Consider the following 13869-nt stretch of genomic DNA (forward strand, 5'->3'; position numbering starts at 1 on the left):
ACGGCATGCGCTGCGGCCGGGTCGATGTCGATGGACCAATGTCCTGCTGCGGCAACCGGTGCCGCAGCGACCAGGGCGAAGACAGCTGCGATCCCGCAGGAGGTCTGCTGTGCCAAGCATGTCAGGTTCATGGAAGGCATCCTTGATGGCGTGATGCTCCGGAGGAGGCGCGTCTTGTCCGGCGCAGCCGCAGCGGACCGCGCAATCGGTGAGGATCGCCGGCGCGATGGTCTGGCGTGTCGGTGGAGAAATCCTTCACCGCATGTTCATTCGCCACGAAGATGAAGGCCTGCGCCTCACCGCCGACACGCGGCCCGATGGCGCAGATTTCGTGACCGGTCGCCGCTGTCACGGACGGAAGTGATACGAGAACAACAGACCCGCGGTTCCCAATGCCGACACCTGCAGGCTGTGTCGGGAGTTGAGTCGGTAGCCGATGGCAGGCACCACCAGCGGCGACCATCCGTTGTGGTTGAACGGCACCTTGTCCTTGTGCTCTCCGACATAGCCGTACATGACGCCTGCTGTCAGCTTGAGGTAGAGCCTCGGTTGGCCGAACAGGTCGCTCCACTGGTAGCCGCCATAGGCATAGGCCGAGGGTTGGCCGAATGAATTGCTGAACACCCCCACACCCACCAGCCAGTTCTCGGTCTGATACCGCTCCACGCCGAGGAGGTACACGTTCCGGTGCTGGTTGCTGCGGCGGAAATGATGGGCGTAGGGCGAGAACATCCATTCCCATCTCATGGCGTTCGAGCCCTGAGGCAGTGCGGCGACGTCCTGGGCACAAGCCGTCGTTGTGCCAGCCAGCCAGCCGCATGCGGCAACGAGCGCTGCAGCCATGTGGCGGCGGGCGTGGTTTCCCAAGCCACCGTCTGGGGCATGCGAACAACCGCACCGGGCCGCAAGACGCCGAACATGCGAGCCGCCGGCTTGCGGCCCGTGCGAGCGGCGGTCGGACGCATCGAACCGCGCCGTCATGCGGGCCGTGGCGCGGGCGATTGCCGACCGAACGGCTCCCGCGCCAAACTCTGCGCCGTCGCGAAGTCTTCGCATGCCCAGATCAGGGCTGTGCGACAGGCAATGGCTGCGCCGTGCAGGCGCATCACCCGCGCACTCCATCCCGTGTTGGTGCAAGGCGATACCGCCTCTCGCGGAAGAAGGTCTGCTTCCACGCAGGGGATGTGAACGGATTCTGCTTTCTTCATCGGTTGATGCCGCGACCGGCTTGGAATGGGTCCGAAGCGACACGCAAGCCAGCGCAAGATGGCTGCGTGTGGTTCAGGTGGACCAAGGCGTTCGAACGCGAACGCATACAGCACCTCGTCAGGACGGTTATCGCCGGGGCGAGCAAGAGTTGCCGCAACGAGGTCCGCCCGGACCAGTGGCCTGGCGACGATTCTTTTGAAAGAGCATGGAGAACGGGCTCGCGTCCGATCCAGATCTGATGGAGATGCTGAAGTCTCCCGCTCATCAGAGCGTGGGCGATGCAGGCCGCATCACCGTTCACCGGTGCGATGCACGGACAACCGAGCGAGGCCAAGTGGCATCGGTTGGGCGAAGGCGCGGATTCGTTCGCCGCTTGATCGGATGTTGACGGAACTTGCAGCACATCTGAACGACGGCGAACGAGCATGGCACCTCTGTCCATCCACAGAGCCCTTCCCGAACTCGCTTGCCTCGAATGCACTCTCCGCCTGCAGACACCGCTTCGACTCCGTCCCTGTCAGAAGCCACAGATCCTCTGGCGCCGGCGCCATGTGTCCCTGTGTCGCATCCCGATGGGGGCTCCTTGGCAGCGACCCTGCGCCGCGCGATGGACGCATGTTCGCCCCGGCCCGACGGCATCTGGATCACCTTGCTGCTGCTGTTGTTTGCCGCCGTCTGGCTGCCGCATCTGGCCCACTCGAGCCTGGTGCCCCCCACGGACAACATCGAGCAGCTCACCTGGGTGCGCAGCCTCGAATGGGGCTACTACAAACACCCGCCGCTGCCCACCTGGGTGCTTTGGATTCCGGTGCAGGTCATGGGACTGTCGGAAGTCGCCACCTATGTCCTGGGGGCGACGTTCGCGCTGGCGGCCATGGGACTGCTGTGGCGGCTGCTTGCGGCCCTGCGCGGGCCCGTGCATGCAACCGTTGCCGTCCTGGCCGCGCTTTGCATCACCTACTACAACGGGCGCCTCTACTACTACAACCACGAAGTGGTTCTGATTCCCTTCGCGGTTGCCAGCGCCGGCCTCACGTGGAAGGCATTTCGTACAAGGCAGGCGCGCTGGTGGCTTGCCTTGGGAGCCTGCCTTGGCCTGGGCGGGCTCGCCAAGTACCACATCGCGGTGATGGCCCTGGCGGTTCTCGCGTTCTGGGGCTGGCAGCGCGGCTGGCGGGACACGCACCATCGGCGTGGCCTGCTGTTGGCGATGGTGACCGCCCTGGCGCTGGTGTCTCCGCATCTGTACTGGCTTTGGCAGCACGATCTGGGGCCCATCCGCTACGCCATGGAATCTTCCCTCGGGCTCGAACTGCAGGGAGGGCGCCGATGGACCGGAAGTGCGCACTGGTTGTTGGATCAGCTTCTGAATCGCGCGCTCCCCGCATGGTTCTTTCTGCTGCTGGCGCTGTGGACATGCAATCGCGGCGCGCAGCGAATCCCGGCGCATCGGCACACGGCGCCGGCCATCGACACGGCAATGAGCCGGCGCCTGCTGCTGTGCTTCGGCATCACCCCGCTGGTCTTCACCTGCGCGCTGGGACTGTTCGTCGGCGCGGACCTGCAGCTGCATTGGGGCGCGCCCTTTCTGCTGCTTGCCATCCCGGCGGCGATGGAGCTTGGCCGCTGCAAGCGTGCCTGGTCTGCCGTCCCGCTGAAATCGGCCCTCAAAGCCTTTGGCCTTGTCCAACTGCTGTTGCTTCTGTGGGGGCAGATGATCTCCGCCAATGGAGAGGTGCGATGGCAGCGACACCACTGGCGCAACTTCGATGCGCAGGCACTCGCGGACGCCGTAGCGCCGGAAGCGCGCGCCGAGCTCGGAGGGCCGATCCGCCTGGTGGCAGGCCCCCCGGCCGAAGCTGGTGCACTGGCGCTTCGACTTCAGGAGAAACCATTGGTCCTTCTCCATGGTCGTTTGGACATCAGTCCATGGGTGGACAGGAAACTGGTCGACGGATGCGGCGTCCTCGTGCTGAGCAAGGCCCCGAAGCCGCCTGGCTATCGCGCGGTGGGCGACAACTTCCCTGGCTTGTACTGGCGCGTGATCGCGCCCGTTTCCAGCTCGGTGCGCTGCACTGGAGAGTCGAATGCCACGCGTTGATCCAGGAGCTGTGCGCTGGAGTGCGCAGGGCACGGAACCCCCGGTCACCCTGCGCGCGCCCGTGCAGTCGGGCACAAGCGGCGACAGCCTTTCGCAGGAGCCGCTTGCGGGCTCGTCTCCCAGGGCCTGCGTGGCTTCTCTCAGTTGCGTCATTCCCTGTCGCAACGAAGCCAGGAATCTTGCATTGCTCTTGCCACAGCTGGTGGTGGTGCTCTCGAGCCTGGCGCGCGACTGGGAGATTGTCGTCGTCGACGATGGAAGCACGGATGCCACCGTGGAGGTGGCGCAGCGCTGGCGGGATCATGGCGTCCGGCTGCTGGAGCTCTCGCGCAACTTCGGCAAGGAGGCCGCGCTGAGTGCGGGGCTGGATGCCGCACGCGGAGACCTTGTGCTTCTGATGGACGGCGACGGCCAGCACCCACCCGAACTGATCCCCGGCATGGTCGCGCGCTGGGCCAGGGGAGGCGACATGATCTGCATGGTGCGCACCGATCGCAAGGCGGAAAGTTGGATCAAGCGCATCGGTACTCGCCTGTTCTACGGTCTCATCGACCGGGACCGGCGCTATCGCGTTCCGGCGGGCGCTGGCGACTTTCGCCTGCTCGATCGCCAGGTGGTCGAGGCCCTGCGTGCACTCCCCGAGCGCAGCCGGTTCATGAAGGGACTGTTCGCCTGGGTGGGCTTTCGCGTCGAGCATATCGCCTACGTGCCACCGCCGCGGCCCCACGGGCGCAGCCACTACAGCCTGCGGGCACTGTGCAGCCTGTCGTTGACCGGCATCACCATGTTCACCAGCTGGCCGCTGCGTGCCGCCAGCGTGCTCGGCGGCGTGCTGGCAGCCGCCGCGTTCGGCTACGGCGCAGTGCTGGCCGTGTCGTACATGCTGTGGGGCAATGAAGTATCAGGCTGGACCACGATCGTCGTTGCCATGTTCCTGCTGGCCGGCGTGCAACTGGTGTCGCTCGGCGTGATCGGCGAGTACCTGGCGCGGGTGTTCGATGAAGTCAAGGGCCGGCCCCTCTATCTCGTCAAGCGGCCGCGCGACAACGCCCCGAAGGAGCACCAGCGATGAGGACGCCGCAGCCGCGTCAGAGCCGGTCCGGCATCGCTGAAGCAGGCAAGGCCGCGGTGTGCCCGCGCGGGACCTGTCGGTGCGCTCGGGTCTCCAGAGCGGGGGGAAGGCCGCGGCTTCTGTCCGCCTCCATGCCGCTCGCTCAGGAGCCAGTCCTGGCCAGGGAGTTCGACCGATGAGCCGCCCAGCCGAGCGCACCGAAGACACTGTTGCGACGCCGCCCGCGGTCGACGATGGCGCACCTCGCCCGGTGCAGCGAACCATTGCCGTTTGCGTGGATGATTTCGGCCTGAACCAAGGCGTCAACGCTGCGGCCTTGCAGCTGGCCGAGATGCGCCGCGTGAGCGCCTTGAGTGCCATGACGCAGGCGCCGGAGTGGGAGGAGGGAGCGGCGCGTGCGCGCCACCTCGACGCCCGCCATATCGACGTCGGCCTCCACTTCAACTTGACTCTGTCATTCAATGGCGCGCCCGCGCTGGGGTCGGTGCGAACGCTCGTCACGGCGGCTCATCTGCGTTTGCTGCCCAAGCGACGCATCCGCGAAGCCTTGCTGGATCAGCTCGATGCCTTCGAGGAGGAGATGTTCCGGGCACCTGCGCATCTCGACAGCCACGAGCACGTGCATCACTTGCCGCAGATACGCGACATCGTGCTCGATGTGCTGGCCCGCCGCTACACGGGCTCGCTGCCTTGGGTGCGCGCGAGTGCGGCACCGACTTCGTCCCTGATGGATTCGATGCAGCGCCCCGAAGACCGCAAGGCGTGGCTCATCGATCGGCTGGTGGGCGCAGAGGACTTCCGGCGCCAGGCACGTGCGCTTGGCTTCTTCGTGAACACCCGCTTGCTCGGTGCCTACGACTTCAAGGCCACCGAGAGCGGTTACGGTTCGCTGCTGCGGCATTGGCTCAGGCGCGCGAAGGACGGCGACCTCCTGATGTGCCATCCGGGAATTCCAAGAATGGGCGACGTCATCCGCCACGGACGCGGTGTCGAGTTCATGGTGTGGGCCGATCCCGGATTTCCTCAGTTGCTGCGGACCCTGGGTATCGGCATCGCGCCGATGTCGGGCATCGGCGCAAAGACATCGCAGCGAGCACCCTGAGTGCCTCGCAAGTGTCCGCGACGATCTTCTGCGAACCGGCCGCGTGGCTGGAAGCACTTCGAGGATGAGGCCGTCTGCACGTGCGCAGAGCGATCCCGCGCCGGTGCCGGCCCGCTGCGCTTTTCAAGCTGCTTCGGCTTGCACCGATGGTGTCCCGTGCCGCCATGGGAAACCTTGCGCCGCCGTGCGGCGCTGACCATGAGAGTGGCATGACGCGCCAGCCCAGGCCTTTGTCGGTCTTCGCGCGAGGGAAGGCCGCCATCGTGTGCCGGGGCTCACGCGGCGCTTGCTGGTTGCGGCGCAAGGCCGAAACGCTCCTGCTGCTTGCGACACTGGGCGTCGTCGCGCTGTGGCTTGCCTTCTGGTTCGGGCCGTGATCACCTGCATGGCCAACCGTCCCGCCTTCACGAAACGACGGCTGCTCGAACCGCAAGCACGAAACACGAGTCCTTCGCGGTCCCCTGGGGCCGGGCTTTCCGAGGAGTGATGAAGAACGAGGCTCTTCAGGAGCGTCGCTTCGCGAGATTCACGCTGCCATCGCCCTCGCGTGCCGCGCCGATGTTGTCCCTGGCAGGAATGGGGCCGCCCAGCACCCGATGGAGCGTCAGGTGGTTCAGCAGCAAGGCCAGGCGCGTCGCTGCCTGAGCCAGTTCAGCCGCGCGTTTGCGCTCCTGCGCATCGAGCCATGAGCGCAGGGGGATCTGGCCGTTGCGATAGCGAACCTCGTAGAGCTTTTCGCTCTCGGCAGCTTCCTCCCGCGCGCGCTGGCGCGCGACGTCCTGCAACGACAGTTGTGTGCGCGCTGAAAGCGCCCGCTCCACCTCCGCAAGCGCTGTGTAGAGCGACTTCCTGAACGCGACGATCGCTTCCTCATGGCGTGTCCGGGCGATGGCGCTGCTCAGTTGCATCTCCCGCGCGTTGAGGAAGGGCAGTGTCATCTCGGCACCCAGCGTCGCGACCGGATTGCGCAGCACCTCGAGCAGCGACGTGCTGGCTGCGCCCAGGCCACCCGTGAGCGAGAGCGTCGGATAGAAGCGCGCGATGGCAGCATCGCGGCTGGCAAGCGAGGCGCGCAGCCGAAGCTCGGCAGCGCGAAGGTCCGGCCGGCGTCCGAGCAGTTGCGCCGGCAGGCCCGCGCCGACAGGGGCAGGCATGGCATCTGGCAGGCGCTGCGGTTCGGGGCCGGTCGGCAAAGCCCCGTCGAACAGGATCCCCAGTGCTTGATGCAGTTCGTTGCGTGTCTGCACGAGCTGACTCAGCAGCGCCTGCTGCTCGGCCAAGGATTGCTCAGCCTCGCGCAGCTCGAGGCGGGAGACCGAGCCGGCCTGGTGCTGTGCACCAATCAATTCGCGGGTGCGGTGGCTGTACGCCAGGCTCTGCCGTGCGGATGCGATGCGCTCGTTCGCATGGCCGAGTTGCCAGTAAAGGCTCGCTGTCGCAGCGACGAGCGACAGGGCGACGGCTTCTCGGTCTTGCGTGCTCGCCTGTGCCTCGAAGCCGGCTGCGTCGCGCTGGGCCGCCAGGCGGTCGAACAGGTCGATCTCCCAGCGCACGCCGAGGTTGACACTGGCGGCCTCACGGGTGCGCTGGCTCTCGCCGGACAGTGCGCGGCTCGCGCTGGCCGAGACCACTCCGTCCCAGGCCGGCCGCAATGCGTTGCCGGCCAGTTGCGCTTCGAGCGAGGCGCGGCGCACCCGGATGCCCGCTGCGGCAAGGTCCGGGTTGCGCTCCAGCGCATGATCGATCCACCCGTCGAGCTGCGGGTCGCCGAACGAGCGCCACCATGCCTCGTGGTGCCGGGCATCGGCGGTGGAGGCCGAGTACTCGAAGCGAGCCGGCATGGGCACGGGCGGTTGCTGGTAGGGCGTGCGGGTGAGGGCGGTGCAACCTGCCAATGCCACCGTGAGCGCCGTCATGTGGCCCATGATGAGGAAGCGCATCAGTCCCTCGCCAGTGCCTGAACCGGATCCAGCCGGGCCGCATTGCGCGCCGGCAGGAAGCCGAAGGTGATTCCGATCAGGGAGGAGCAGACGACGGCCAGCACGATGGATGCACCGGAGAAGGACATCTGGAGGCCGGGTTGCATCAGGTCGGCGGCCACGCCCAGGCCCAATGCGCTCAGCACGCCCAGGATGCCACCGACAAGGCATACCAGCATTGCCTCGATCAGGAACTGCTGCAGGATGTCGGACTGGCGAGCGCCGATCGCCATGCGCACGCCGATCTCCTGGGTGCGCTCGGTCACCGATACCAGCATGATGTTCATCACGCCGATGCCGCCCACGAGCAGTGCGATCATGGCGATGCCCGAGATCAGCACCGTGAGCGTGGTGCTGGTGCGGGTGACCGCCTGCCGGATCTGGTCTGAGCTGAAGATGAAGAAGTCCTTTCGACCGTGCCGCTCGCTCAGCATCGCGGTCACCGCCTGTTGCACGGCCTGGCTGGGCACGGCATCGCGAACGCGCAAGCTGATGCTGTCGAGGTGAGACTGCCCGGACAGGCGCGTCGCCACCGCCGCATAGGGCACGTAGAAGGTCGGGGTGGAAGTACCGGTGCTGCTTTGCACGGGCTGCAGCACACCGATGATTTCCACGGGCATGTTGCCCAGCAGCACGATCTCACCGATGGCACGTGCCGCGGACTTGAACAATGTCGCGGCTGCCTTCGGATCGATCACTGCGACCTGACCGTGCCGCTCGACGTCGCGTGCATCGAAGAAGCGTCCGGATGCGAGCTTCAGGCCGCGCACGCGGAAATGTCCCGCGCCCACGCCGGTGACCTGACCTGCGACCACGAGTTCACGATAGAGCGCGGTGACGTTGATCGACAGGTTCGGGGTGGCGCTGTCGACGTACGGTTGGTCGGCGAGTGCGTCTGCATCGGCGGCGACCAGCGTTTCGATGGCTCCCGCGTGGGTGTCGCCAAAATCCTTGCCGGGAAAGACGTCGAGGGTGTTGGTTCCCAGTTCGCGGATCTGTGTCATCACCTGCTCTTGCGCGCCTCGGCCGAGCGCCACCACCGAGACGACGGCAGCGATGCCGATGATGATGCTGAGCATGGTCAAGAAGGTGCGAAGCCGGTGTGCGTTCATTGCCCGCACGGCCATGCGAAACGCTTGAGCGAGACGATCCGCGGCCGCCCGCACCGTGGCGGCGGTGGCGGGAGCGGGCGACGCGACGCCTGCAGGTGCCGAGGCCGGGAAGGCCCCGGTTTGTCGGTCGGCGACGATGACGCCATCGCTGATCTCGATCACCCGTGCAGCATGAGAGGCAACCGACATGTCATGGGTGACGATGATGACCGTGTGGCCATCGGCGTGCAGCTCCCGCAGGATGCGCATCACTTCCTCGCCACTGGTGCTGTCCAGCGCCCCCGTCGGTTCGTCGGCGAGGATGACTGCTCCCCCGTTCATCAGGGCGCGCGCGATGGACACGCGCTGCTGCTGGCCGCCCGAGAGCTGGCCCGGACGGTGGTTCATGCGTTCGTGCAAGCCAAGGCGCGCGAGCAGCGCCTGCGCGCGTGCTTGCCGCGCTGAGGCGGCCAGCCCCGTGTAGATTGCCGGCAGTTCGACGTTCGCCGTGGCCGAGAGATCCGCAAGCAGGTGGTAACGCTGGAAGATGAAGCCGAAGTGCTCGCGCCGAAGCGCGGCCAGTTCGTCGGGATTGAGCTCCCCGGTTTCCGCACCCGCGATCCGATAGCTGCCTGCCGTGGGTCGATCCAGGCAGCCGAGGATGTTCATCAGTGTCGACTTGCCAGAGCCGGATGCGCCGACGATGGCCACCATCTCGCCCGCATCAATCTTCAAGTCGATGTCCTTGAGCACGACCACGGTGCCGTCTCCGGCAGGAAACTCCCGGCGTACCGCGCGCAGCGCCAAAAGCGGCTCACTGTCCATGCTCAGAACCCTCCCAGCAATCCCGAACTGGCAGGCACAGGGGCCGGCAAAGCCTCGCCGATCAGCACGTGGTCTCCGGATTGGAGGCCGGACAGGACCTGCGCCGTCGCGTTGGTTCGCACGCCGATGCGCACGGAGCGCGCAGAGACCCGTCCCCGGCGGTCGACCACGCGCACCGTGTAGGCCTCATGCATATCGCGCTCGCCCAGGGCGGCGGTGGGTACCAGCAGCGCTTGCCTGACATGGGAGATCAGCACGGAGACCTGCGCCGTCATGGAAGGGCGAAGCTGTCCTTTCGGATTCGGGACGTCGAAGACGGCGTTGTAGTAGACCGCGCGCGAAGAGGTCGGGGCGCCCGATGCGCTTCCCCCGCCGGAGCCACCTGCGCTGCCCGCGTCGTTCACGATGGACGTGGGCGCGATCTCGATGCGCTCGATCTGTGCCACGTACCGTTCCCGCTTGTCACCCAGGGTCGTGAATGTCACCTTCTGGCCTCGCTCGACCTTTTGCACATCGGCCTCCGCGATCTCGGCGCGTACCGTCATGACGTCCAGCTTGGCCAGCATGACGATCGTGGGTGTCGTCTGGAATGAATTGAGCGTCTGGCCCTGCTTGGTGACGACGGCGACGACGACGCCGTCCATCGGTGCCACGATCCGGGTGTACGCAAGATTGATGCGTGCGGTTTCGATCTGGGTGTGCGCCTGCTCGATCTGGGCCGCCAGCGAGCGGACCTCGGCACGCGCGGTCTCCAACACCGCCCTGGCCGCCTCGTGGTCGGACCTGGAGGTGGCTTCTGCCGTGAGCAATGTCTCTTGGCGCCGGAAAGCGAGCTCGGCCTGTGCCTGGGCGGCGCGCCTGGCCGCAAGCTGGGCCTGCAGCGAGCTCACTGCTGCCTGCGCACTGCGCATCGAGATCTGCTGCGGCTGATCGTCGACCTCGGCAATGAGATCGCCGGTCTTGACGGGCTGGCCCAGAACGACATGCAGTCGTTTGACCTGTCCGGAGACCTGGGCGCCGACGGCGACCAGCTCCTTGGGTTGCAACCGGCCGACGGCCAGCACGGTCTGCTCCAGGTCGCCCACGGTCACGCTCGCGGTCGCCAGCTCGGGGCCCGGGTCCGAAGCCAGCACCCATATCCAGATGCCCGCGATCACGGCCGCGATGGACAGGCCGAGCATGGCAAATCGTCGAGACACCAACCTCATTCATCCCTTTCTGGAACCGATCGAATCCAACATCGGCAATGCTGCCGAGCGGTGAAATGTCGCGGACAGCTGTCCAGAATCCTTGGGGCCCTCGTGCAGAACGTGTGGAGATCACGACGAGGAAAGCACAGGGCGAGGCAGGCATTTCCGCCGCTGCGCCGCTCGAGACTTCAGCGTCTCTGCGGCAATCGCGAGCAGCGACGCCTTTGCATGCATGCGGTGCAAGGGCAGGTGGCTTGTTGGGTGCTCACGCCCGCATCGACCCGGATGCAGAGCGTCAACGAATCCAGTGACTGCGGATTCGTTGGATCATGGCCCCATTCATTGCGGGCGTTGCTTGCAGGAGATTACTGGACGGTGGGTGCCGCTCGAGTCCAGCGAGGACAAGCTCAGACGACCTCGATGACACCCGGCAGCACGCGTTCGTAGCGCTTCATCTTGGACGGCTCGATGCCGAGCCATCCTGCCACCTGCTGCGGCGACGTGCCGCGACGCAATTGCCGCAGTGCGAACGTGTGCCGCAATCGAAACGAGCCCCCTTCGCGAGAATCGGCGCCCGCTTCCTCGAGCACCCGTTTCGCGCATTCGTACTGTGACGGCTTTTGCCACTGCTTGCCGGTGCGTGTGGAAGGAAACAGGAAGGTCCCCGCGATGCCTGCCTCTGTGCGTACGACGAGCCAGTGCTGCAGCAGCTCCGCGGCCCAAGGCGCCACGGGTGTCTCGCGCGCCGGCGAATTGCCATTGCCGGGGACCTGGAGCTTCCATGGCCGCTCCCGCACGCGGCTGCCTTGTGAGACGGGCGAATCCAGCGTCAGCGCTCGCACGTCTCCCGGCGTGAGTCCGGCGCCGAGCTGCAAGCCCACCGAGGCGCGATTGCGCACTTCCTGCCATGTCAGCGGCGCCTGCGCGTCGCGCGATTTCCCAGGTCTTGGCCGGGCGCTCGAGAGAAAGGCGATGAGCTGCCTGGCCTCGCTCACCGAGAGGTACTCCGGCAGCGGATCGGCGTGCGCGGCATCGGCATATCGGATCTCGGGGTTGGCCGCGATCCAGTCCGCGGCCGCGGGATTGGCCACGGCCTCGGTCCGGGATGCATGGTGACGCAGCACCCGATCGATCAGCCGCATCAGGCGCAACGCGTACCGCGGCGTGAGCGACAGGTCGGAGCTCTTGCGGCCGAATCGGGCCGACTGGAAGGCCTGCAAGTCGGCGAGATCCAGGGAAGACAGAGTCACCACGGGCGATTGACTCAAGCACCATGCGGCGAAGGCCTCCCACATGTCCTCGTAGACGGCCACCGAGCCGTCCTGACGCAGCGACCCCGAGCCGCGCTGCTCGGCCAGCCAGGCATCGAAAGCTGCCTTGAAGGCGGCCACCTGCCCAGCAGGAGGCATTTCATCGAAAAGGGGCAGGGTGGAGTCGACCATCGGGCACCAGGCAATAAACAAACTAACGGCAAAGAGTTGGATTTGGTTAGCATTTTGCTGGTTGTGAGGGAGGAGGAGGTCTTGGGCTGGAAAAATAAGCGCGTGCCGTTAGTATATTTTTGCAGGGGCTGCTCGTGACTTAAGCTTCCAGGATGACAGTTGGCATTGCAACATCGGACCTGGTCCATCAGCAGCATGAGCGCCTGCCGTTGGCCATGCAGCGCGCACAGGCCAAGCTGGCGGGCCTTGCCGCCGATGCGAATGCCGCTCCCTTGCTCAAGGCGTCCCAGCAAGCGAAGACGGTGCTGCAACGGGTGATCTGGCTACAACGGGCGGCCTCTGCCTGGGCCCGACCGATGGAGGCGCTGGCGGCCTGTCGGACGGGATGCAGCCATTGCTGCCACATACCGGTGACGATCTCGCTCGTCGAGGCCAGGCTCTTGGGCCGTGCCAGCGGCAAGTTACCGAGCGCTCCGAAACGCAGCATGCGAATCACCGACCATGCGTCGACCGAAGCGCTGCCCGGGATGGAGCAGAGGTTGCAGGATGGATCGCGTACGCCTTGCCCGTTCCTTCGCGAAGGTCGCTGTTCGGTCTACGAGTCCCGGCCAATGGCATGCCGCACCTTGATCAACTTGGACGATGACGATCTCTTGTGCCGGCATTCCGAAGGAGGGCAGGCCACAGTCCCCTATGCAGACGCCACCAAGCTCAAGGCTTTCGCGCTCATGGCACAGGCAGGTACGCTGTATGCGGATATACGGGACTTTTTTCCAGAGGAGTAAGGGGATATCTGTACGAGCGAAAGACTGTTTTTCTCCCTCACTTCTCTACCGATCTCGGTCATCACTTCATGGCATCGACCTTGCCGGCGCATCCTGGGCGGGCGGCCGGATGCGGTTGGCCGACGGTCCTGAATCGCCATTCGCTGTGCCGAGGATCTGGCTTGAACGTTTCGTCCCCAGTTCCGCCCCGGGGCCCTGAACCATCAGTTCGGGTCCAACCTTGGGCCACCGCGAATCATCGAGAGCGAGAACGTCAGGTGATTTTCGTGCCGTGCAATGCCAGTAGGCATGGTGCTCGGCAGTGCAAGGTATCGCAGCATGGTGCCGGTGCATGCGACGCAAGCGTTGCGGAAGGCGTCCCATGTCCGGATCATTGGGTCATCCTTTCCTGTCGCGGGCGTACGGGCTGTCTGGCTTTCGCTGCGCCAGGGTCGCCACGTGATGCACATGGCAACTCGTCACAGCCTGGTGTGCCGGCATTTGTCATGCAACTGAATGACAGTGGGTCTGTCATTTTCCTGATTTGGAGACCCGCCATGGCTGCCAATGCACTGGTACAGACTCGCATCGACGCAGACATCAAGGAGCGCTCGACCGAGGTGCTCGACAACATCGGCTTGACCGTTTCGGACGTGATGAGGATCGTGCTGACGCGCGTGGCCAAGGAGGGTGCACTGCCCGCAGGACTGACGGTCGATGCTGCGGCACATGATGCCTGGTTCCGGACCAAGGTGCAGGAAGCCTTGGACGATCCGCGCCCGGGTGTGGATCACGAACAAGTCGAAGCGCGTTTCGCCAAGCGCCGTACGGCCGCGGTGCATAAGTTGAATCAAGGCCATGCGTGAGACTGGAGTGGGCGCCGCCGGCCTTGGAAGATCGAGAGCGGATCTTCGATTTCATCCAGAAGGATGATCCGCGCGCGGCGATTTCAGTGGACGAGCGCATTGCCGCGCAGGTGCTGGTGTTGCTGCGGTTCCTGGAGGGAGGGCGCCCGGGACGCATCGAAGGAACCCGCGAACTTGTGGTTCGCCGCACACCCTACATCGCGGCTTAAAGGACCGACAAGGAGTGCA

12 protein-coding genes are annotated in these 13869 nt (G+C 65.6%); 7 read left to right on the forward strand and 5 right to left on the reverse strand.

Annotated features, from left to right (window positions below):
* Positions 1–348 precede the first annotated feature (348 nt).
* Positions 349–747, reverse strand: a complete 399-nt coding sequence (locus EJP69_RS19545; RefSeq protein ID WP_126472159.1) for an ABC transporter ATP-binding protein — start codon at positions 745–747, stop codon at positions 349–351.
* 1045 nt (positions 748–1792) lie between these two features.
* Here EJP69_RS19545 and EJP69_RS19550 point away from each other — a divergent pair.
* From EJP69_RS19550 to EJP69_RS29515, 4 genes are all read left to right on the forward strand, one after another.
* Positions 1793–3310: a glycosyltransferase family 39 protein gene (locus EJP69_RS19550; RefSeq protein WP_240652220.1), complete on the forward strand. Its 1518-nt coding sequence runs from the start codon at positions 1793–1795 to the stop codon at positions 3308–3310.
* Between the two features lie 184 nt (positions 3311–3494).
* Positions 3495–4382 (forward strand): glycosyltransferase family 2 protein, encoded by an 888-nt coding sequence (locus EJP69_RS19555; RefSeq protein WP_240652221.1) that lies wholly within the window; start codon positions 3495–3497, stop codon positions 4380–4382.
* Positions 4383–4557: 175 nt separating this feature from the next.
* Complete coding sequence (locus EJP69_RS19560; RefSeq protein WP_126472161.1) at positions 4558–5484, forward strand: ChbG/HpnK family deacetylase; 927 nt, start codon at positions 4558–4560, stop codon at positions 5482–5484.
* A gap of 209 nt (positions 5485–5693) precedes the next feature.
* Positions 5694–5861, forward strand: a complete 168-nt coding sequence (locus EJP69_RS29515) for a hypothetical protein (protein WP_170217177.1) — start codon at positions 5694–5696, stop codon at positions 5859–5861.
* A gap of 126 nt (positions 5862–5987) precedes the next feature.
* Here the strand turns inward: EJP69_RS29515 and EJP69_RS19565 are convergent, their stop codons facing one another.
* From EJP69_RS19565 to EJP69_RS19580, 4 genes are all read right to left on the reverse strand, one after another.
* Positions 5988–7424 carry a TolC family protein gene (locus tag EJP69_RS19565; protein WP_240652222.1) on the reverse strand — a complete coding sequence of 479 codons (1437 nt, stop codon included), beginning with the start codon at positions 7422–7424 and terminating at the stop codon, positions 5988–5990.
* Positions 7424–9379, reverse strand: a complete 1956-nt coding sequence (locus EJP69_RS19570) for a MacB family efflux pump subunit (RefSeq protein WP_126472162.1) — start codon at positions 9377–9379, stop codon at positions 7424–7426. Before EJP69_RS19570 ends, EJP69_RS19565 begins: the two co-directional genes overlap by 1 nt.
* A 2-nt stretch (positions 9380–9381) precedes the next feature.
* Positions 9382–10560 (reverse strand): efflux RND transporter periplasmic adaptor subunit, encoded by a 1179-nt coding sequence (locus tag EJP69_RS19575; RefSeq protein WP_240652223.1) that lies wholly within the window; start codon positions 10558–10560, stop codon positions 9382–9384.
* Between the two features lie 416 nt (positions 10561–10976).
* The gene (locus tag EJP69_RS19580; RefSeq protein WP_126472164.1) at positions 10977–12011 is read right to left on the reverse strand and encodes a tyrosine-type recombinase/integrase; all 1035 of its coding nucleotides are present in this window, start codon (positions 12009–12011) and stop codon (positions 10977–10979) included.
* 152 nt (positions 12012–12163) lie between these two features.
* On the opposite strand from EJP69_RS19580, the gene EJP69_RS19585 reads away from it, so the two are divergent.
* From EJP69_RS19585 to EJP69_RS19595, 3 genes are all read left to right on the forward strand, one after another.
* On the forward strand, positions 12164–12796 hold the full coding sequence (locus EJP69_RS19585) for a YkgJ family cysteine cluster protein (RefSeq protein ID WP_093209508.1): 633 nt from the start codon (positions 12164–12166) through the stop codon (positions 12794–12796).
* A gap of 536 nt (positions 12797–13332) precedes the next feature.
* Positions 13333–13641, forward strand: coding sequence for a type II toxin-antitoxin system RelB/DinJ family antitoxin (locus tag EJP69_RS19590; protein WP_126472165.1), 309 nt, complete (start codon positions 13333–13335; stop codon positions 13639–13641).
* Complete coding sequence (locus EJP69_RS19595) at positions 13638–13850, forward strand: type II toxin-antitoxin system RelE/ParE family toxin (RefSeq protein WP_126472166.1); 213 nt, start codon at positions 13638–13640, stop codon at positions 13848–13850. The genes EJP69_RS19590 and EJP69_RS19595 overlap by 4 nt, the downstream gene beginning before the upstream one ends.
* Positions 13851–13869: the final 19 nt, after the last annotated feature.

The sequence above is a fragment of the Variovorax gossypii genome (assembly GCF_003965815.1).
Taxonomy (GTDB): domain Bacteria; phylum Pseudomonadota; class Gammaproteobacteria; order Burkholderiales; family Burkholderiaceae_C; genus Variovorax; species Variovorax gossypii.

Bases quoted from the DNA above. Each gene is read 5' to 3' on its own strand.
- EJP69_RS19545 (WP_126472159.1), bottom strand. From the start codon at position 747: ATGAGATGGGAATGGATGTTCTCGCCCTACGCCCATCATTTCCGCCGC.
- EJP69_RS19560 (WP_126472161.1), top strand. From the start codon at position 4,558: ATGAGCCGCCCAGCCGAGCGCACCGAAGACACTGTTGCGACGCCGCCC.
- EJP69_RS29515 (WP_170217177.1), top strand. From the start codon at position 5,694: ATGACGCGCCAGCCCAGGCCTTTGTCGGTCTTCGCGCGAGGGAAGGCC.
- EJP69_RS19565 (WP_240652222.1), bottom strand. From the start codon at position 7,424: ATGCGCTTCCTCATCATGGGCCACATGACGGCGCTCACGGTGGCATTG.
- EJP69_RS19570 (WP_126472162.1), bottom strand. From the start codon at position 9,379: ATGGACAGTGAGCCGCTTTTGGCGCTGCGCGCGGTACGCCGGGAGTTT.
- EJP69_RS19575 (WP_240652223.1), bottom strand. From the start codon at position 10,560: ATGCTCGGCCTGTCCATCGCGGCCGTGATCGCGGGCATCTGGATATGG.
- EJP69_RS19580 (WP_126472164.1), bottom strand. From the start codon at position 12,011: ATGGTCGACTCCACCCTGCCCCTTTTCGATGAAATGCCTCCTGCTGGG.
- EJP69_RS19585 (WP_093209508.1), top strand. From the start codon at position 12,164: ATGACAGTTGGCATTGCAACATCGGACCTGGTCCATCAGCAGCATGAG.
- EJP69_RS19590 (WP_126472165.1), top strand. From the start codon at position 13,333: ATGGCTGCCAATGCACTGGTACAGACTCGCATCGACGCAGACATCAAG.